The sequence below is a fragment of the Mucilaginibacter sp. P1_D10 genome (genome assembly GCF_056406215.1).
The window spans coordinates 251,397-271,933 of sequence record NZ_JBFUAP010000004.1 but is presented as its reverse complement, the minus strand read 5'-3'; the positions used below and the strand labels follow the sequence as shown (position 1 = coordinate 271,933).

Here is a 20,537-nt window from a genome sequence, read left to right as displayed (position 1 = left end):
TTGTAAGTTACTGTTGTATAATTTGCCACTGCTGGTTCGTGCCCGCATTTGCATTCCATTGTATAATACCGGCACCGTTAGTGGTAGATGCGCCGTTAACATCAAGCGCAAACCCGCTGTTTCTATTCATTACTTTATAAATACCCGGGCTGGCTGCGGTTAGTTGCCATTGCTGGTTGTTGCCGCCGTTCCACGGCCATTGAACAATCCCTGCACCTGCAGTAGTTGAACTCATATCTACATCAAGGGCCTTGCTGCTGTTACGGTTGGTGATCTTATAATAGCCACCACCATTGTCGGTAATTATCCATTGCTGGTTGTTACCTCCATTTTGCGGCCATTGAATAATGCTGGCGCCATCAGCTGTTGACGAACTGTTAACATCAAGCGCCTGTCCGCTATTTTGGTTTAGCAAGCGGTAGAAAGCACCCGTGTAAAACACATCGGTACCACCTGCGCCCACGCCCCACGCATAGGTAAGGCGGCTTAAGCCAGATAAATTGGTATTTGTAACGGTGATGCCTGCGCCGCTTCCACTTAATTGCTGCATGGCATAACTATCGCCGGTACGGACGCCCGGCCAATAAACACTACCCATGCCGTAGCTACGCGCCACATTGGTAAGTCCCTGCAGGTAGGCAATTTCGGGGTCGCCGCCAATGGCACCGGTGTAGTTTTTGCCACCCGTCATGGGTACGCCAAACTCGGTAAGCACAGCGCGGCTGGCATAATCACCTATATTGCTTTTAAAACGGTTTTCCCATTGGGCTGCGGTAGTATTGGTGCCATCACTAAAAAAGTTATAATCATGTATAGATAGCAGGCAACCGGTAAAGCGGCTATCGGCCCCAACTCCCTTAATATCCTGCGAGTAAGAGGTGCCGCTTATTAAAATATGCCCTTGCGGCACTGTTGGGTAATTGCTTAACCATTGCGCGCAAATGGCTGTCCAGTCGGTTAACGAATATCCGTGAGGTTCGTTAAATATCTCAAAGTAAACGTGGGGGTTACTGCCGTATCTGGCAACCACCGCTTTCCACATCAACCAAAACTCCGTCATATTATCTACTTTCCCATCGGCTTGCGATTTGGATTCCCAGCAAGCCAATATTACATTCATATTTTTGCTAATAGCCTTATCAATAACGCCGATATAGGAGCCCCACCAGGCTTGCGACACGGTTGAATAATTCACCGGTAAGCGCAACGTGTTTGCGCCCGTGTTGGCTTTGATACCTGTTAACACGGCATCAGCCGTTGCAGATACGGTAGCGTAACTATCTGATGATGACAAGGCACTTAAAACCAAAATACCATCGCTAAAATTATCGCCGTCTGCCGCCCAGTTTACCCCTTTGAGGGGACCGGCCGGAGGCGCATCCGCCGTAACCGGAACAGGGGGTAAATCTACTACATCTGTTTTGTCGTGGTTATCGGCTACTGGACCTTTATCTTTCTTACAACCGGTTATTAAAACACCAGCTATTAACACTAAACCAAATAATCTCTTCATAGGTAAGCCGGGGTTGATGCATTATTAAAGCAGAAGGGAGCAAGTAATACTCCCCTCTGCTTATTTTTATTAGTAACCTGCGTTTTGCTGTAATTGCCCGCCCGATGCCTGGATCTCGGTTCTTGGTATTGGCAACCAGTAGTGCTTGGTAGCAAATGAACGGCCATCCAAAGCAACCTTTGGCGTGTACACAAAGCTTCCGTCCGAAGCTTTGGTAATAATAACACCGCCAGCAGGCTTATTCTCGGTAACATCAGCAATCTTCCAGCGGCGCACGTCGTAAAAACGGTGCTCTTCAAATGCCAGTTCCACACGGCGCTCGTAACGTATTGCATCGCGCATTTGCGATTGCGAAAGGCCGGCGGCCAATGCAGGCATATTAACTCCCGGGCGAGAACGGATCATATTAATAGCGGTACGTGCGCTTAAGGTTGATCCGGACGGAACCGCATCAGGCCCGTAAGCCTCGTTAGCAGCCTCTGCAAAGTTCAGCAAGATCTCGCCGTAGCGGAAATAGATCCAAGGATGAAAGCCGGCGTTGCCCCATGGGTTTTCAAGCGGGTACGCATCGTCCATGTATTTGCGCAAGTAATATCCTGTTTTAGTAGTATTCCAATTGCTTGGACCGTCTTTACTATCCTGCCCGCCCGGTATAAATGCTTCAATATTGCGCCCCCTGTACGCCGAGCCATTGTGTAATACGGTGGCATCAAACCTTGGGTCGCGGTGGTCGTAAGGATGAGTTGGGTCGTATCCCGAGGTTGGGTCTGTTATTGGTTTCCCGTTATCCATCTCATAATCATCCACTAGGTTTTGCAGTGGCGTGTTACCCGCCCATCCACCATAACCATTTGGTCCGTTGGCAATCTCCAGGTGTACGTGATTGTCATTTTTGGTGTAAAGGCGTTCAAAAATCACCTCGTTTGTTTCGTTTTCCAAAAACATTTTGTTATACCCGCCGGTATAAATACCATATTTGTTAAGGCTAATTACCGCTTGTGCAGCAGTTGCAGCATCAGCCCAGGTGCCTGCGCCATCATATAGGGGGCTGGCAGCGTAAAGCGCCAGGCGGGATTTTAACGCAAGCGCAGCACCCTTGGTAGCGCGGCCCAGTTGCCACGACTGATCGTTATTTAGCGGCAGTTTTGCTGCAGCGTCATCCAATTGAGCTATGGCATAAGCAATGCTCTCCTTAATAGTTGCACGCTTAAATAATGCAGGGTCCTGCAGGTTATCCGTTAATTCATAAACCTTATCGCCTATTAGTACCGCGCCACCGTAGTTACGGATAACGTCCTGGTACCTAAAGGCCCTGATAAATTTCAGTTCGCCCTCTATACGGGCTTTGTGGCCAGCACTCATGGTTATTTTAGACAACACGCTTAATGCATAATTACACTCGCGGATACCACGGTAACTGCGTGCCCACAGTACACCCGCGCCACCCAAATTTTCGGGGGCCAACTGGCCGCGCTGTACCAACCAGGTATCGTCATCGTTGTTATAGATAGATTCATCAGACAGTGAGCTCCACATACTATATTCAAAGCCTCTTCCAAAACCCGGCACGGTACCTTCCCCTTCTTTATTTTGTAATTTCGTGCCCAAATACCGGTTGGTCACATAAGCTTCAAAAACGGCGGTATCTGCTTCTACGGCCGAGGTAGCAATCCTGTCTGTTGGCTGTACGGCCAGGAAATCTTTTTTACAGCCGGCTATTGCTAACGCCGTTACTGCAAAAAGGTAAAATGTTTTTTTATAATTTTTTCTCATGACTGTTTAAATTAAAATTTCACGTTTGCGCCTATGTTGATTATGCGTTGCTGCGGATAAAACTGGCCGCTGCCGCTTGTACCCTCTGGGTCATAATCCTTAACTTTTGTTATCGTGAAAAGGTTAAATGCGCTGGCATAAACGCGCAAGCCTGCTAATTTAATTTTAGATAATACTGTTGGGCCAAAGTTGTAACCCAATTGTACGTTCTTCAACCTCAGGAAAGATGCATCATTAAGCCAAAAGGTATTGTTGTACTGGCCGCCGCTTATGGCGCTTGATGCACGTTCTGTTACGCGCGGATAGGTACCATCGGGGTTGCTTGCACTAAACCTGTTATTGGCCCAACTGCTGTAGAAGTTGCCTATGGTACCTGTTTCTGGTAATACGTACTGACTAACTTTAGATTGGCCTGCAAATACCATCGACAGATCGAAGTTTTTATAAGCCGCGTTTGCGGTAAACCCATATGTCAACAAGGGGGTGTTACCGTATTTGGTGCGTTCGCGGTCGTCCGCAGTTATTTTACCATCCTTGTTAAAATCTTCGTACTTCAAATCGCCAACTTTTGCGCCAGGCACATGTGGATAAGCATCCAGCTCTGCCTGTGTGCGGAAGATGCCAATACTGTTATATAACAGGTAGGTGTATAACGGATGGCCTGTTTCTCTTTGGTAGTCTAACGCGCCTGATGCTTCGTCGATAAATATGATTTTGCTTTTTGCATAAGTTATGTTACCAGAGATACCCCAGCTAAAATCGCGGCCGCTATTGTTATAGCCCAATGTAGCTTCAAAACCTGTGCTGTTTACTTTACCAATATTTTCAGACGGCACAAGCGGATCGCTTCCATAAGGGTTCACAATACCCGATGTGCCCGGTAGAGATGCATTACGGGTAGCCAAAATACCTGAGCGTTTTTGCTGAAAGTAAATAGCCTCGAGTGTAAAGTTCCTAAGGAATGTTGCATTGATACCAATATCCAGCTTACGGGCAACTTCCCAGGTAATATTGGGGTTGGCCAGTTTCACCAGGTTGATATTTGGCTGGATAACGACTTCTTTAGCATTGGCATCGTAAGCCACAAAGCCATTACCAACAATTACGTAGTTGTTAAAGTATTGAAAACCGTTTACGGCATCATTACCCAACGAACCGTAGGATGCACGCAGCTTCAAGTCGTCGATAAATTTCACGTTATCTTTAAACCAGCTTTCTTTTGATATACGGTAAGCAACAGAAGCGGATGGAAAGTAACCCCATTGTTTTCCTGCGGGGAATATCGAGCTTCCGTCTGCCCTTAACTGACCTTCAAACAAATACTTTTCATCGTAGCTATAAGCTATTCTGCTGATAACACTGCGGCGGGTATAGTTTGAACTGTAGCCCGAATTCAGGTAATCTGTTGCTGCGCTGCCGCCTTGCGAAAGTTCCGGCAATTGCGATGATAAATAGTTAAAACGTGTAGCGTCGAAATAATCGAGATGATTTTTGCTTTGCTCGTAACCAACAAACGCGTTAATATCGTGCGCACCAAAGCGGCGTGCGTAGTTTAATTTAATGTTTGAAGTGATCAGCGACTGGTTGTTCTGAGATTCGAACAATGTTGCTTTTTTGTTATTACCTCCCACCACAGTAGGTGTGTAGGTATCTGCAGCCTGGTTGTAAGTATACAGGTTATAAGGTGTATTGTAGTTTTTGTTAAAGTTGAAGGATTTATCAACAGAGAAGAAACCATCGAGCGACAGCCCCTTTAAGGGTAAAAGATAGCTGCCCCTTAAAATCGCATTTAAGGTTTGTGAGGGGTTTTGTGCTGTTCCGCCGATATCGGTTACCTGTACCGCAGGGTTGTTATCTTCGATACCCCGTGTTGGGAAGCCATTTGGATAGAACGCAGCAACGGTTGGTTTTGAGCGATAAATAGACCTGAAGATACCGCCGGCACCCACCATTGGGAATTTACGCTGCTCTTCGCGGCCAGATAAAGACAAACCTACCTTTAATTTACTTGTAACGTTTGCATCAATGTTAGAACGGAAATTATACTGATTGTATTTGGTAGCGCCATTTTTGTAAATACCGTCCTGATACAGCGTACCCAACGAAACAAAGTATTTTACATCATCGCTGCCACCGGATATTGATAAGCTATGCTGATTTTGCAAAGCCTGCGATTTTAAGGTGGTTTTCAACCAATCGGTATTAGGGAAATTGATCGGGTCGGATCCATCCCTGAATTTTTGGATCTGGGCTTCTGAAAAAGTTTGGTTAGGACCGCCGCCGCTGTTTGCATCAAGGGCAACCTCATTCATAAGCTGCGCGTAAAGTGCTGCGTCGGCCATTTTAGGCAAACGGGTTGGCGAACTAAAGCCCTGGTTAAACGAATAGTTGATGGTTGGTTTACCGGTTTTGCCCTTTTTTGTGGTAACCAGTATAACGCCGTTAGCTGCACGGTTACCGTAAATGGCTGCCGATGCGTCCTTTAGTACAGATACACTCTCGATATCATTCGGGTCAAGGCGCTCCAAACCGCCTATCTGGCCTGGGATACCATCTACAACAACCAATACGTTATTGCTGCCGGTTGTAGCCAAACCCCTGATGGTAATACCGGAACCATCGTACCCTGGCTCGCCACTGCGGTTGTTTACAATTACACCAGAAAAACGGCCGGCGAAAGAGTTGGAAAGATTGGGTTGCGGGCTTTTAACCAGGTCGGCACCCTTAACCTGCGAAATAGACCCTGTTAAGGTTGCTTTCTTTTGGGTACCGTAACCTACTACTACCACCTCGTTGAGCGATTTGGAATCGGCCTCCAGTTTAATATTAAAAGTAGTTTGGCCGTTGATGGCTACCTCCTGCTTTACATAGCCGATGTAGGTAAACACCAAAGTGCCGCTGGCATCAGGGATGTTCAAGGTAAACTTCCCGTTAACATCGGTAACTACCGCGGTTTGGCTACCTTTTAACGATACCGTTACGCCGGGCAGGGTCTCGCCTTTTTCATCGGTTACTACGCCGGTAATTTTCACGTCCTGCCGGGCTACACTGTTGATACCGGCATGCGCCCGCGAAGGCATGGCAATGCTGCCCGCACAGGCAATAGCCATACTGGTTGCCAATAAGAAAAGCCGCGGTAATTTTTTCCCGTGCGGAGAATCTTTTACATGTAAATTTAGTTTCATATGGGTTATTGGTTTTTAATTGGTTTCACCTCCGGCCAGTAGCACACATCTAATCGAAGAAGGGCAGCACCGGAAACAATCGCTTCCGTTTAATTTTTGCCTATCATATTGATGCCTGTTACAGGAAATCGGTTTACACCTTGGTTATTGGTAGGTCTAAATTCAGGTTAAATCATTAAAAACTGTGAGGGGTAAATTCTGATTTAGATAGGGGGGATTTAATAAAAAAGCCTCAAATTTTGGGTTTTTGAGGCTTTTTGGGCAGGGGGTAAAATAATATTTTAGTTTTCTTTCAATACATCGCGATTGATGTTGTAGTTATTGTGGAACGGCTTGCGGTACTTCTTGATATAATCTGAAGGGTTTATGCCGAAAAGCTTGAAAAACTGCTCCCTGAAATACTTCAGATCGTTAAGCCCTACCTTGTACGCGGTTTCGTACACGGTGCTATCTGTAGTAAGCAAAATCTCGGCGGCCTTGCGCAGGCGGATGAAGCGGATGAAACTATTTGCCGATTGCCCCGAGATAGATTTAATGCGCTTGTACAGGTTTGAGTGGCTCATGCCCGTTTCTGCTGCAAGGGTTTTAATGCTGAAGTCGGGATCTGTTAAATGCTTCTCTACTATCTGTAGGCATTTCTCCAGGAACTCTTTGTACTCCTGCGATATCTTGAGGTCGTTGGTGTTATTGAGCGTTATTTCGTTGTAAAAGTACTTTTGCAGGTTATTGCGACTTTTAAGGATGCCGTTTACGCGGGCCACCAGCATTTCTTTTTCGAAAGGTTTGCTAATGTAATCGTCGGCACCGCCTTCTATGCCCTTCAATTTTATTTCGGGCGACGAACTGGCCGTAAGCAATATTACGGGGATATGGTTTAAAACTGGGTCTTCTTTTATCCGGCTGCAGAGCTCTATCCCGCTCAGGCCCTGCATCATCACATCGCTTATTACGATATCGGGTACCAGGTGATATACCAGTTCGAGCCCGTCGGTGCCGTTATCGGCTTCAAATACTTCGAATTTCCCTGCAAATATCTGTTTAAGGTAGGTACGTATCTGCTGGTTATCATCAATAAGCAACATGGTCTTGGTGTCGGAGCTTAAAGCTTCAGATTTCATATGCGGCGTGGCTATCTCAGCCTCTGCCATCAGCATGCCTTCGTCGCTGTCAATCAGTTCATCTAAAAAGGCCGAAGTTTCCTGCACGTCTTCAAAAATAAATTGCTGTCCCAAATGTTCTTTGCCCTTTAGCAACGAAACATTGAACACTGTGCCCTTACCCGCTTCGCTTTGGTAAGTGATGCTGCCTTTATGGTTTTCAATAAAAGCCTTCACCAAATAAAGCCCGATACCAAAACCGCCTGCCGTGATGCCCGCATTCTGCAATTGGTAAAACTTGCCGAACAAATCGTCGCCTGTGCCTTCGGCTATGCCGCAGCCGCTATCGGTTATGGCGATATCAACTTTGTCGCCGCTATCGATTATGGCGCAGCTTACGAAACCATGCTCGGGCGTAAACTTCAGTGCGTTCGAAATGAGGTTGAATAGCGCAATCTCCAGTTTTTCCCTATCGGCATAAATCTCGATGGTTTCGACTTCGCATACGAAATCGAATTGGATAAAGCGGGTACGCGCCTGGTGGTTAAAGCAGAGGAACACCTCACGGCAAAGCGTAACTACGTTTAGTTTAACCACCTTTAGCTTATCGGTATCGCTCTCGGCTTTTCGGAACAGCAACAATTGATCTACCAGGCTAAGCAAGCGGCGCGCGTTGCGGTAAATGATATGCAGGTTGCCCGCATCGTTCCCATGCTCTATTTTGCCGAAGAGCATATCCTTCACCGGGTTGATGATGAGCGTTAACGGCGTGCGGAACTCGTGTGAAATATTGGTAAAGAACGAAAGCTTGCGCTCGTTCAGTTCTTTATCTTTTTCGGCTGATAGCTGCGCTATTTTTATTTCGTATTTAAGCTGGGATTGGTTTATGCGGTACAGGCGGTAGTAATTGATGAGCAAGCCTGCTGCAAGCACGTAGCAAAGGTAGGCCCACCAGGTTTTATACCATGGCGGCAGTACTCGTATTTGCAGCGTAGCATAATTGTTGAACCAAACCCCATCCTGGTTAGATGCTTTCACCCTGAATACATATGTACCGGGCGAAAGGTAACGGTAAGTTGCCGAGCGCTGAGTGCCTACGTAGTTCCATGCCTTGTCCAACCCATCCATTTTATAGGCAAAGTTGCCTTTTTGCGGATAGGCGTAGTTAAGGGCCGTGTACTGTATAGAAAATACAGGCTGATCCGGCTGTAACACCAGTTCTTCTGTTTCGTTCAAAACATTGGGCAATACGGCGCCGTTTTTATCGTGGCCGTCAACATCAACCTGTTTATCAAAAATTTGCAGGCCGGTTATCACTACGCCGGGCCGGTAATTGCTTTTATGCACCTGCGAGGGATAAAAGATGTTGAGTCCCTGCGTACCGCCGAAGTACATAGCTTTGCGCTTATCGTTATACATAGCCGAACCTACGTTGAACTGGCCCGCCTGCACGCCATCGGACTGGTCGTAATTCGCTATTCTGCCGCTAAGTGGGTCAATGCTTGATAGGCCCTTGTTGGTACTTAACCATAAGATGCCGTTGGCCGCCTGCTTAATAGCGTAGATAGTATTATTGGCCAACCCGGTGCTTTCGTCGAAAACCTTTAAAGTTTTGTTCCGCAAATCATAAACCAGCAGGCCATCCCCTTCTGTGCCTATCCAAAGCTTTTGTTGCTTATCCTGTAATAGCGAGAATACTACGGCGCTTGGCAGGCTTCGCTTTTCGTCGACAGTGTTCAGCGGCTTTACGAATTTATTTCTATTAACATCGAAGTAATCCAGCCCTCCGCCAAATGTGCCTATCCATAGGTTGCCCTTGGTATCTTCGGCAATAGCCCGTATATCGTTTGAGCTTATGGCGCTATTAGTCGGTGTATAATTGGTGAACGTACGGCTTTTGGGGTTGTAAAGGCTTAATCCTCCGCCGTTTGACCCTATCCAAAGCCGCTTACGCGAATCCTGGAAAATAACACGCACATCGTTGCCGCCAAGGCTGTTTGCCAAGCCCGGGGTATGCGCAAAATTGGTAAATTTGTCGGTTGCCCTGTTATACAGGAACAGGCCCTTTGCATAAGTACCAAACCACGAATTATTATCGCTATCGGTAAAGCCGCTCAGGATGGCATTATCGGTTAAGCTGCCTGGCCGACCATCTGCCTTGTATTGTTTTATCAGCGTGCCGTCGGGGCTGGTTTTCAACAGGCCGTCGCCATCGGTACCCAGCCAAAGCATGCCGGCATTATCCTGGCTCATACCGTAAAACCGCACCATACTTTCTCCTTGCGCATCGGCATGCTTACGCTGTACGCGTGTAAACTTTTCGGTTCTATTGCCAAGCATGTATATCCCGTTGCCATAAGTACCCACCCAGGTATTTTTGTCGCGATCGATAAACAGCGTTTGTATCGATCGTTGGGTAATATTAAAGCCATCCTCGCCGGTTACCGGTTCCAGCGAAAACGAGTCGACATCATAATTGGCGGATGTGCCCAGATCCAGCTTGTATAGCCCGCCATCCTGCAGGCCAACAAGTAGCTTTTTGTCGCTGCCCTCGTTTAACGACAGGTAGCGTTTATTTCTGATACCAGCTTGCGCACTTGTTAAATGGTAAAATTTGTGCAGGCTGCGGTTGTAGTAAAACATGCCGCTAACCGTGGCTATCCATACGTTATGGAAATGGTCCTCAAAAATATCATTGATACGGCCCAAGGGCGCATCGACACCAAGACTAAGCCGTTTACCAATAACACCGTTTTTTTGCTCGAATACGTTTAAGCCCGCCTCCTGGGTGCCTACCCATAACAAACCCTGCGAATCTTCGGAGAGGCTGATAACCCGGTCATCGCCCAATTGTGGGAACGTATTTTGCCTGTAGTTTATAAACCTGGATTTTTTCGCGTCGAAATACGAAAAGCCTATGCCATAGGTGGATACCCAAAGGTTATCGCCCCGGGCGGGCACGATGTTATTTACGTCTTCTTTGGCCGTACGCCCCGCGTTTACTTTATAATGGATAAAGCTTTCTGTACGGGGATCCAAGCGGCTCAGGCCATCGCGCGAGCCAACCCATATAAAGCCGGCTTTATCGGTGTACACCTTTTCTACATAGTTACTCAAAAGCCCAAGCGAATTGCGTTGTTTCGATTTGAACACCTTGAAAGAGCTGCCATCGAAGCGGTTGAGCCCATCGCTGGTAGCAATCCAAATAAACCCCCTGGCATCCTGCGTGATGCTGTTCGCGATTTCGAAAGAAAGGCCATCCTTCAGGGAATATTTCAAAACCTTATTATTTACCGGCGATTGCGCCCGTAAGCCTAAAACCATGAACGATAAAATGCCGGAAAGGAAAAGCATAGTGAAAAATTGCTTACCCCAACTCTTTCGTAAAAATTCTACCATGCTGAATCCGATAATTTATATAACGTACCCGAGGCAGATGTATCGGGCTGATAATTGGTTTACTTAAACGTCGGCGCGCCTGCTTTTGTTTTGCGACGCAGCCGACCTCTCCGACAAGAACATCGTTCTACCGGGTTTTATTAAAATGGCAAAATACAATTTAATTATTTAAACAACACCTAACGGTAAAGTATTTTGCCCTGCGTTTTGATGAAGCCAGAGCCACCAAGGGCATCCCCCCTATTTAATCTACTCTTTACGCTGTGTTTGAACTTGTGCAGCACCCATTGGCCTATTTCCTCGCCCTGCAATTTACCATTGGCAATGCCATCTTCAAAGTGGATGCCGCCCAGTAACCGCGAATATCCGGCCTCGGCAGCCGCTTGCGAAAATGAACCGAACTTACGTGGTTTTATACCAAAAGCAAGTTCCACATCATCGGTATAAGTAAAATTTGGGCCGAAGTAAGACTCAAGGATAACAGCGGAGGTGGACGAAATACAGGAGTGCCCGCTAAGATATTCCGGAAAAGGCGGCGTTTGCAGGAAAGATTTCCACCGTGGGTTTAAATACTGATGGATGGCCGTTTCCGGCCGGATGCGGTTGGTTTGGTATTTTTGGTACCAGCAGCTTATAAAGCTATCCATCAACCCTATGGCAACCATGGCGTGTATGGCCATCGCTTTATCGAACCCAAGGTTTGCCTGTTTGCAGGCTATGCCGGTTATCAGCATCCAATGCGCGCCCGGCGAAATTTTCTTTAGGCCGATGAGCATGTGGCCATTATCCTGCACCGCAAAGGGGTTGCAATCCCAAAAACCGGCTATGGCGCGCTGCCCGGCAGATAAGGAGTCTGCATCGTACCGTTGGCACTCCAGCATCAACTTGTAAAATCCCGACTTCTTGTCTGTAGAGAAAGGCACGGGCGGGGCCGGATTAAACTGGTTGCAAGCCTGCAGCGTAAAAGGCCTTACGGTAGCAAAGTAAGGCTCCACCGCACCCATGTAGGCAGGCGGAGTTGGGTACCATGCACCGGCGGTATCTTTTGGCACATAGCGTTTAAAGTTGCTGATGCGGTTGTAGTTGTCTTTAACTGCATACCCAATAATTTGCGCGCTAACCTGTTGCGCGTACTTTAACGAACTGTCTATCTTATCCTGCGCAAAACCTATTTGCAGGCACGAATCGATAAGCCGTTGCTCGAATGCTTTTATAGCCGCGCCCGATGGCTGCATTTTAGCAGCCGTTTTGGTGATGGCAAACAAGGCAGCAAGTTGGGCGTCGTAATTGGTGACCAAAGGCTTTTTTACCTGCGGATAGCCATTTAGTGCCGTGGAAAGTTTCATAATCGAAACGTCATTTTGGGATAGTACCTCGTAGCCCGACATGCACGAATAAGCGAAAAAACGTGCAGCCAAAGGTGGGTTGGTTACATCGTGTACCATTTGCGCGCTCATCGTTTTTATCACTTTAGTGATATCAGCCGCGTGTAACACGGGCCTGCCTGTACGTTTCGGCGAGCAGTTCATCCCCAGGCACATCAGCAGGATGCTTGTTAAAATAAAGCAATACTTTTTCATTTACCCGTTGATTTATAGGCCTGCATAGTGGATTGGTTTATAGCGAAAAGCAGTTTGTCCCCTACCTGCATCACGCTGCGTACATCGCCGGTGATGTTGAAACCCGATTGTGCTTGTTTTACTGTTATAAAGTTACCGTTTGCCTGCCCCTTTAGCAACAGGCCATAATTTGCATCGTACTTACCAAAGCGGAGCCGGGCTTTGTTCATGTTGCCACAAAGCAGCAAATCCGTAATACCGTCATGGTCGTAATCAAAAGGCGTTATGGTAAACACGGGCGAAAACTGAACTTCGGCGGGTAAAGTTTGTGAATGCAGTTTGCCTGTTTTATCGCTTAGCAGATAAGTTGTGGCTAAGGTATTAGCGGATAGGTGCCCCGCTCCTTGCAGTTGCTCTGCAGTAAAAACATCCTGCAGGGTAGCATCGGCGTAGCTTTTATAATCGGTAAACTTGCCGCGCATGATACTTATCTGATCCAACAACTCGTCGCGGGTAAGGTACGGGTACGATTGATGTTGGATGTAAAAGCAGAGGATGGGGTCGATAGCGCCGTTTTTGTCAAAATCCTTGAAAAACAGCTCAGCTGGTTCTTTATCGCTCGCCTTGCATTGCGAATTGGTGCCCTGGTTGCCTAATATCAAATCGGGGTGCCCGTCTTTATTAAAATCGCCCACGGTAATACAGTTCCACCAGCCGCTGTATTGTTTGGGGAGGTAATCCGCCGTCTTGTCTACAAATTTTCCGTTCGCGTTGATGAAGATGGTTACCGGCATCCATTCGCCCACTACAACCAGGTCGGGGCGTTTATCGCCATTCATATCTACCCAGGCAGCATCGGTAACCATGCCGAGCTTGCTAAGCAGCGGCAAGTATTGTTGGGTGGCATCGGTAAAATGGCCCTTGCCATCATTTAAAAGCAGGTAGCTCTTTGGCGTTTCGGGATAGCGACCGGGAATAATACGACCGCCTATAAAAAGGTCAGGTGCGCCGTCGCCATTAAAATCCGCAGCCTTAACGCAACTCTTGCTGGTATAAAGGGCCGGTATGGCATTATCGGCCTTTACGAAGTTGCCTTTCTTATCATTCAGGTATAGCTCATCGCTTAGGGTTTTGTCCTCGGCTTGTAAATCATCGTAACCGCCCGACGCGCAATAGATATCGGGGTAGCCATCGCCATTGGCATCAAAAAACGCAGGGATTACCTCCGTTTTCAGGCCGCTTTGCGCAAATGCGGCTTGCTCTTTTTTTACGAAACTACCATCCCGTTTTTGTATGTACAGTATAGATGCCTGCCCTTTGCCGCCACCAATGAAGATATCCTGCAGGCCATCCTTATCTACATCAGCCATTGCCATATGCGGCCCCGAAAAGGAAATGGGATTAACCAAAAGAGGTTGGCGCTTAAAATCGTTTGTTTGGCTAATGGGCTGGCTGTAGCTGATTGGAGATGCAGCCTTAACAAACAGCGTGCTTGCGGCAGATGTAGGTCCGGTGCTGTTGCTCCCCTCCTGTTCGGACAAGGTTATCCGCTTGTTAACCGCCTGCCCGGCAATCACCTGCGTTTTGCCTGATTGCCAAGTTACCCTTACAGAATCGACGATTTTTATTTTACCTAAGCCAAAATGCAGCACCGGCGTAACCGAGGATTGATACCCACGGGCAGGCATCTGCTGCAAGGTTTGCAGTTTACCACCGGCGTATAGCGTAACAAGCGCGCCAATACCATCGGTGTTTTTGCCCGCACCTTTTAGTTTGATGTCCAGGTAATGGTTATTGGCATCGGCGGCGGCACTGTTTTCCAATATCGAAGCCGGTTCGTTAACGTTATTGGTAACCAGGTCAAGGTCGCCATCGTTATCCAGATCTACATATACGCTGCCGTTGCTGTTTGATGCTTCTGTTATGCCCCAATCGGCAGATACATCGGTAAACGATAAGCCATCCTTATTTTTGAACAAGTAGTTTTTCACGTGCGAAGAGGGCATTTCTTTCACCAGGTTAAGCAGGTCCTCCCGCATTACCGACCTGTCTTTCAAGTTATCGCCCATGTACTTCAGGAAATCCATATTGGTATAATCACGCGTGAAACCGTTGGTTACGAACAAGTCCTTAAAGCCGTCGTTATCATAATCGGCAAACAAAGGCGACCAGCTCCAGTCGGTATTAGAGATACCGGAAAACTGCCCTACTTCGCTAAAAGTGCCGTTGCCGTTGTTGATGTGCAACATATTGCGCATGTACTGGTAGTAAAACCCGGCCTTTACATTCATGTTGAAGAACTCGTAATTATCGGTGCCCATCAGCAGCTTTTGGCGGCGGTTATCCTCGGGAAGCATATCCAGCGTGAAAATATCGGCGCTGCCGTCGTTGTTGATATCGGCAACGTCGTTCCCCATTGAGAAGAACGAAGTGTGCCCCAGCATTTGGCTCAGTTTATTGGTAAAGGTGCCGTTGCCATTGTTTATGTACAACTTATCGGGAATGCTGTAGTCGTTATCCAGGTAAATATCGGGCCAGCCGTCGCCGTTTACATCGGCAATACCCGCTGCCAGGCCGTAGGAGATGGTGCCATTTTCTATACCCGCGTTCCCGGTAACATCTTTGAATTTGCCATCGTCGTTACGCAGCAGGCGGGTGCCGCGCTCGGCGTCCTTGGTTTTTACTAATTCCTTCAAGGCAAATACATCCATATTGTTGAGCCGTTCGGGACTGTGGTTTACCAGCAGCAGGTCCAGGTCGCCATCGCGGTCGTAATCGAAAAAGTAGCCCTGGGTGCTGTATGATGCGAAATCGAGGCCATATTCAGCGGTAGAATCCTTGAACACCGGGATGCCCGCTGCATCGTTCCCCTGGTTGATGAGCAATTGGTTTATGCGCTTCTCGGGCCGTAGCTTGCCCGAATAGCAGAGGTACAGGTCGGGCCTGCCATCGCCGTTTACATCGGCAACGGTGGCGCTGGTTTTCCATGGCCCGGGGCGACCTGCGGCACCTGCTTGTTGGGTAACATCCGCAAAAACCATATGGCCTTTGTTAAGGTAAAGTTTATTATCAACCATGTTGCCGGTGAAGTACAAATCCTGCAGGCCATCGCCATTGAAATCGCCCACGGCGGCGCCCCCACCATTATAAAAATACTCGTACACCAGCACATTGGTGTTGAGGCCCTCGGTAAGTTGGTTTACGAAGCTTATATGCGTTTGCGCAGTATCCAGCGCATGAAAAAGGGGCGGTCGCGATTCCTGCGCACTATCGGTACCGTTGTTGCAAGCCGCCAAACCAAGCAGGAATGCCAGTGGCGCAATGTAGCTGAACCCTAAGGGCAGCACAGGAAATAGCGAAGGCTTTGGCTTCATATAAAATCAGGAAAAACGGCAACGCCACGGAGGCGTTTAACAATTGGTTTAAGCAGCCAAATTACTTTTTTTAAAGCAGATAGCATAGGGGGTATTTCGTTACAATACGGGGGGATAAATGAGAAAATGGACAAGGCCCTGATTTTTTGGCCCGGGGGTGTTCCACTTCCGCGTGCGAAACACTTATTTTTTAATTGCAATTGATTATCAGCAATTTAAGCAAAATAAGTGAAACACTTTGGGACATCCCTGTTGTTTAGGTAATCCATGTAAATTATTCATATTAAGCTAATTATGTAAATTAATAAAAATTGCTTTTTTCAGGGTGGGACACCTGCGGTGTGTATCGCTAAAAACCAGCTAACTGACAAAATAGCGCCACCATTTGCCAGCCTGTATTTGGCTAACTTGCATTATAATTAAATTTTCATGAGCAGCGCCCACGTTACCTTAAACAGGTAAAGCAGCGCAGCGGCGGGCCGGCATTTAGCGCAGGCATGGTTAAGTTTTGCCGAATTGTTAAAGAAGGCAGCTCCCTCCACTTTGCGTTTGACGGCCAGCGCAGTGAAGCCCCTCACCTGCTCAGCCCAACAGCCATGCAGCGCCAAACTATCGGCGAGCAAATTATACAACTGCACGCCCAGGGGCGAAGCATAAGGCAGATAGCATCGGAATTAGGATGCCCGCAAACTAATGTGTTTAGGGAGATGAAGAGGGAGGGGATTATGAGATGAGTAGGATTTCGTCCACCGTTGACCGGATTAGTTATATTTGGATAAAAAGTTACGCGACTAGCTTTCATCACGATGAATAAAATTAATCCTGCATTACTTCATAATTTTAAAGCAGCGCTGTTGGGCCGCCTCAAACTGAGCATTTTCAAAACTGTAAGCGGTGCGGAAAACGTTATACCAACACCCGGCAAACTAATCAGCTATTTTGAAAAGCGGTATAAAGATAATCCTATTGTGCTAGACCTGTCTAACTACATATTAACAAATGCAAGATATGCCGTTCTGGACTATTCTGACCTTGATAAGGAATTTAATATCAACCAAGTTTTTAAGGAGTTGGATGAGAATCCAATAAGCCAGCCGATGTTTTATGAAGTAAATGGTTATCTAGAAAACCAGCCGATAGGCGTTTATATCAAATGCCACCAATTAGCAGGACTAGAAGGGCACTTCTACGAAATAGCTACGCTGGTCGAGGGTGAATTTATTGGAGGCGTAACGTTATGCGAAATAAGGACGAGTCAGCGGTTTCCCGAGCCAGCATTTAGTTATTTTAGCGTAGAGGGTAAACCTTTAACCTCTGGGAAAGATGACACAGATTGGGCTAGTGATTTCACTTTGCGAATTGCAATGCAGGTGATGAACTATGTTTCAAATTTTTACTTAGATTATTTTGTAAGTATGAAAAAAGGGGTTGAAAAAGACAAAAAGGGGCAGTTGAAATTTCGAACACTTGGCCCCGAAGACCCTAAATATATTACGTTGATACAACAACTTTACCGTGAAGAAATTCAATGCCACATCGCATTTGTTAAACCCGAACTAATCACGCCATACAGCTTTGATGCTTGCTTTATGATTCCTTTTTATGAAATCAATGAAGCAAGGCGTTTACTTCGCGACTTCAAAAATCAGGGGGTGGTTGTATACTGGCGGGATGGATATTTTGTACTAAGCGACGATTATCTTACATATATGGCGTTGCGCATAAGCGGGGCTGCAGAAATCAAGGTTGTTATCTTGGGCAGAGACGGAACTGAAAACGTGAAAATCCATTTGAGCGGCGGCTTTAATTTACTTCCACCCATTAAAAACTTCAAACCGCCTCAAATGGACGCTTTCACCCTGGACATGCAACAGCTTTTGTTAGATGAATATATCACAAAGCTTACAGCTATAAATAATTTAAAGAGTCTGGTATCGTCGAAATGCGTGGTACTGTCAGAAGACAAGCATACCGACATGTTACAGGTTCTCTTGATGGCTAACGGCTTCGATACCGAAGGAATTACTATAATGTCTTATGATAATTGCACTAAATTAGATTTGTTGCCGCTTACTTTGGGAACTATAAGAAAAATCAAGTCGGATATAATTTTTATAATCCATCGAGATAGTGATTACTTGGCGATAAATGAAATAGATAAGGTAAAAGATAAAATAATGGCATTAGGCGCCAATCCATTTATAACGCAAGGCACAGACATCGAGTCTTATTTTCTCAATGCGGCACATATAAATTATCTGTATCCTAACTTAAGCATAGAGCATATAAGTGAATGGATAACAGATTCAACGCTTAAAACTAAAGAACTTTCTGTTGAAAAAATGATGAAACATAAATATGGAGAAAAGTACAGAGAGTATCTATCCGAAAAACATGAATTCATTTCTATTTACAATCAAGCACCGGACCGTTATCGTATTGGAAAAGAGACTATGAAAATACTTAAAAGCGTTATTCATCCTCATGTTGAAGGCAATGTCAGCTTAATTGAACCGAGCCCATTTTTGAAGACCCCAGTTCTGGAAGAAATAGGGTCAGCATTATGGCCATATTGATTTCGCCGTTGTTGTTGTTGTTGTCACCAATAACACACGGATGCACTAAAATGAGCGGTTAGTCGCCACACCTATTTGCGCGTATTTACAAGCATTGCGGAATATCGGATTAACGCATCATCTACAGGATCGTGGATTGGTTAATTCAGAGTGTCGAAACCTATTACCACAACCTGATTTATGGAAGGATTTAAGTAACTTAAGCGACAAAACCTTATTACATGAACTTCATTTTAAGACAATCTGAAAAGATCCTCGATTATTTTATCTCACTAAGGAAAAATGATCCAACTTTTGTATTTGCCCCTCGCAAAATCAACAACGATGGCCGTTTGGATCAAGGTTATTGGTTTTTGGGTAATCAGGGCTATTTAAACTTGAGCTTTTGGGATGGCGTCGATTGGAAAGAACGAGTTCATATAGTCGGCTTCTGCATCAACTGGAAAAAAGAAGGTTATATTGAATTATCCGCTCAAGGGAATCCGAATATAGTGCCTTTTTTGACCGAGCTGGCCTCGTTAGTACCCGGTTTAACTAAAAGTGCTAACAAAAACAAATGGTTCAAAGATTTACCCGGAATCGATCCAATTGTTCATATCAATTATATGATATATGAGTTCAAACCGATTGTGGATCGATTACTCGCAATGCGAAAACCAACTGATTTCAAATCGCTGAATCAGGATTATTTTGTGAAATACAATCAAAAAGTCATTGACCGCCGAAAAGCTCAAATTAGTTACGGCATCAAAAACAAAGTTACTAAGTTGGTTTGGAACTCTAATGGCTGGAAATTCCCATCTGGTTATGACGGAAAATCTACAACCCAAGGGAACTTCGAAGCTGGTTCGGGTTACGGCCACGAGGAATGGTTATTTGACCGCTCAAAGCCTTTAAACGGCTGCCATTATTCCTTTATTCAGGCACTGAACTTAGAAACAGACCGCCATGTCGGGAAGCAACTTAATATTTCGCTTTATACAGCGACCGGGAATGCGCAATACTATGTTGGCACAATTATTAATGCCGAACCTATCAGTGTCGAAGAAGGATTATGGGCTTACGGAGAATATGTCAAAAAAGGGTGGCTCAAAAATATGGTGGACGATGTTGCTTTCGTAGGAGCAGATGCAGAACAATTTAAAAGTACACCTACAGAAATATTTTTTAACGTAAAATTCAAGTTTGCGAATGTTGTGCAACCGGACGAACTGTTGCGAATCAGTATTAATGATCCGAATATTACGAATAATCGTTTTAATCTGCTATCACAAAAAGGGCCATTGATTTTTGACGAGGTTACGCTAGAAGAACCAGATGAAAATGAGGGCAACGCCAAATCCACACGCAAGGTCAAACGAAAAATGGCATATGATGGTGAATATTCTCCCTATCATAATGAAATGCAAAACGAAATTCATGCAACACTAAAGGCAAGTAAAGAATATAAAAATGTTTACTTTGAAAAAGGCAGGGTCGATTTAAGTGCTGTTAAATCAAACGGAGACTGGCACTATTTCGAAATCAAGACCGACGATCCCAAAATGTGTATCCGTAAAGCCTTAGGACAAATACTCGAGTACGCGCATTTCCCATCTTCGCACAAGGCAAAAAAATTAATTATTATTGGGGATACGAAACCTGATGACCGGGTTGTCGCATACCTGAAACTGCTCCGAAATATTTACAAACTGCCGGTTAGTTACCGTTGTTTTGATTTCGCTAAAAAATCACTGTCTAAAGACTATTAAAAAACTAGTAGTCTTCCCAGCAGTGCGCATTATTTCGCGGCAGGAGAGCTGATAGGGCAAATTGAGTGCTTAGCCCACACACCCATTAGTGCGCATTACAAGCATTGCGGCTTATCGGTTAACACACCATCTACAAGCATCGTGGATCGTTGGTCACAAGGACAACGAAGACGGAAAGAAATAATTTGATTTTAATACTCAAATGAAAATTCACAATAAATCAAACTTTGGAGTAGGCTTAGTTCTTTTAGTAATACCTAATTGGTTTCCACAGTATCAAAACATCTATAAGGATATTATACAGGCGGTC

At 45.8% G+C, this 20,537-nt stretch carries 9 protein-coding genes; 3 read left to right on the top strand and 6 right to left on the bottom strand.

Annotation, left to right across the window (positions count from 1 at the left end):
• Nucleotides 1–7 precede the first annotated feature (7 nt).
• The 6 genes from AC1DYT_RS07940 to AC1DYT_RS07915 form a co-directional block, all read right to left on the bottom strand.
• A complete protein-coding gene (locus tag AC1DYT_RS07940) occupies nt 8–1,513 on the bottom strand; it encodes an RICIN domain-containing protein (protein ID WP_477469095.1) in 1,506 nt (501 codons plus the stop codon).
• Nucleotides 1,514–1,582: 69 nt separating this feature from the next.
• Nucleotides 1,583–3,286, bottom strand: coding sequence for a RagB/SusD family nutrient uptake outer membrane protein (locus tag AC1DYT_RS07935; RefSeq protein WP_477469094.1), 1,704 nt, complete (start codon nt 3,284–3,286; stop codon nt 1,583–1,585).
• Nucleotides 3,287–3,297: 11 nt separating this feature from the next.
• Nucleotides 3,298–6,471 carry a SusC/RagA family TonB-linked outer membrane protein gene (locus tag AC1DYT_RS07930; protein ID WP_477469093.1) on the bottom strand — a complete coding sequence of 1,058 codons (3,174 nt, stop codon included), beginning with the start codon at nt 6,469–6,471 and terminating at the stop codon, nt 3,298–3,300.
• A 281-nt stretch (nt 6,472–6,752) separates the two neighbouring features.
• Nucleotides 6,753–10,922 (bottom strand): hybrid sensor histidine kinase/response regulator transcription factor, encoded by a 4,170-nt coding sequence (locus AC1DYT_RS07925; RefSeq protein WP_477469092.1) that lies wholly within the window; start codon nt 10,920–10,922, stop codon nt 6,753–6,755.
• A gap of 224 nt (nt 10,923–11,146) precedes the next feature.
• Nucleotides 11,147–12,547 (bottom strand): vanadium-dependent haloperoxidase, encoded by a 1,401-nt coding sequence (locus AC1DYT_RS07920; RefSeq protein WP_477469091.1) that lies wholly within the window; start codon nt 12,545–12,547, stop codon nt 11,147–11,149.
• Nucleotides 12,544–15,900: a VCBS repeat-containing protein gene (locus AC1DYT_RS07915; protein WP_477469090.1), complete on the bottom strand. Its 3,357-nt coding sequence runs from the start codon at nt 15,898–15,900 to the stop codon at nt 12,544–12,546. The genes AC1DYT_RS07920 and AC1DYT_RS07915 overlap by 4 nt, the downstream gene beginning before the upstream one ends.
• A gap of 497 nt (nt 15,901–16,397) precedes the next feature.
• Here AC1DYT_RS07915 and AC1DYT_RS07910 point away from each other — a divergent pair, with 497 nt between their 5' ends.
• The 3 genes from AC1DYT_RS07910 (at nt 16,398) to AC1DYT_RS07900 (ending at nt 20,227) form a co-directional block, all read left to right on the top strand.
• Entirely contained in the window at nt 16,398–16,634 is a 237-nt protein-coding gene (locus AC1DYT_RS07910; RefSeq protein ID WP_477469089.1) for a helix-turn-helix domain-containing protein, read from the top strand.
• Between the two features lie 72 nt (nt 16,635–16,706).
• Complete coding sequence (locus tag AC1DYT_RS07905) at nt 16,707–18,476, top strand: hypothetical protein (RefSeq protein ID WP_477469088.1); 1,770 nt, start codon at nt 16,707–16,709, stop codon at nt 18,474–18,476.
• 221 nt (nt 18,477–18,697) lie between these two features.
• Nucleotides 18,698–20,227: a hypothetical protein gene (locus tag AC1DYT_RS07900; RefSeq protein WP_477469087.1), complete on the top strand. Its 1,530-nt coding sequence runs from the start codon at nt 18,698–18,700 to the stop codon at nt 20,225–20,227.
• Nucleotides 20,228–20,537: the final 310 nt, after the last annotated feature.

What these genes read in the sequence shown, in the direction of transcription:
- AC1DYT_RS07920 (WP_477469091.1), bottom strand. Translation starts at nt 12,547, where the DNA reads ATGAAAAAGTATTGCTTTATTTTAACAAGCATCCTGCTGATGTGCCTG.
- AC1DYT_RS07935 (WP_477469094.1), bottom strand. Translation starts at nt 3,286, where the DNA reads ATGAGAAAAAATTATAAAAAAACATTTTACCTTTTTGCAGTAACGGCG.
- AC1DYT_RS07915 (WP_477469090.1), bottom strand. Translation starts at nt 15,900, where the DNA reads ATGAAGCCAAAGCCTTCGCTATTTCCTGTGCTGCCCTTAGGGTTCAGC.
- AC1DYT_RS07905 (WP_477469088.1), top strand. Translation starts at nt 16,707, where the DNA reads ATGAATAAAATTAATCCTGCATTACTTCATAATTTTAAAGCAGCGCTG.
- AC1DYT_RS07900 (WP_477469087.1), top strand. Translation starts at nt 18,698, where the DNA reads ATGAACTTCATTTTAAGACAATCTGAAAAGATCCTCGATTATTTTATC.
- AC1DYT_RS07910 (WP_477469089.1), top strand. Translation starts at nt 16,398, where the DNA reads ATGGTTAAGTTTTGCCGAATTGTTAAAGAAGGCAGCTCCCTCCACTTT.
- AC1DYT_RS07925 (WP_477469092.1), bottom strand. Translation starts at nt 10,922, where the DNA reads ATGCTTTTCCTTTCCGGCATTTTATCGTTCATGGTTTTAGGCTTACGG.
- AC1DYT_RS07940 (WP_477469095.1), bottom strand. Translation starts at nt 1,513, where the DNA reads ATGAAGAGATTATTTGGTTTAGTGTTAATAGCTGGTGTTTTAATAACC.
- AC1DYT_RS07930 (WP_477469093.1), bottom strand. Translation starts at nt 6,471, where the DNA reads ATGAAACTAAATTTACATGTAAAAGATTCTCCGCACGGGAAAAAATTA.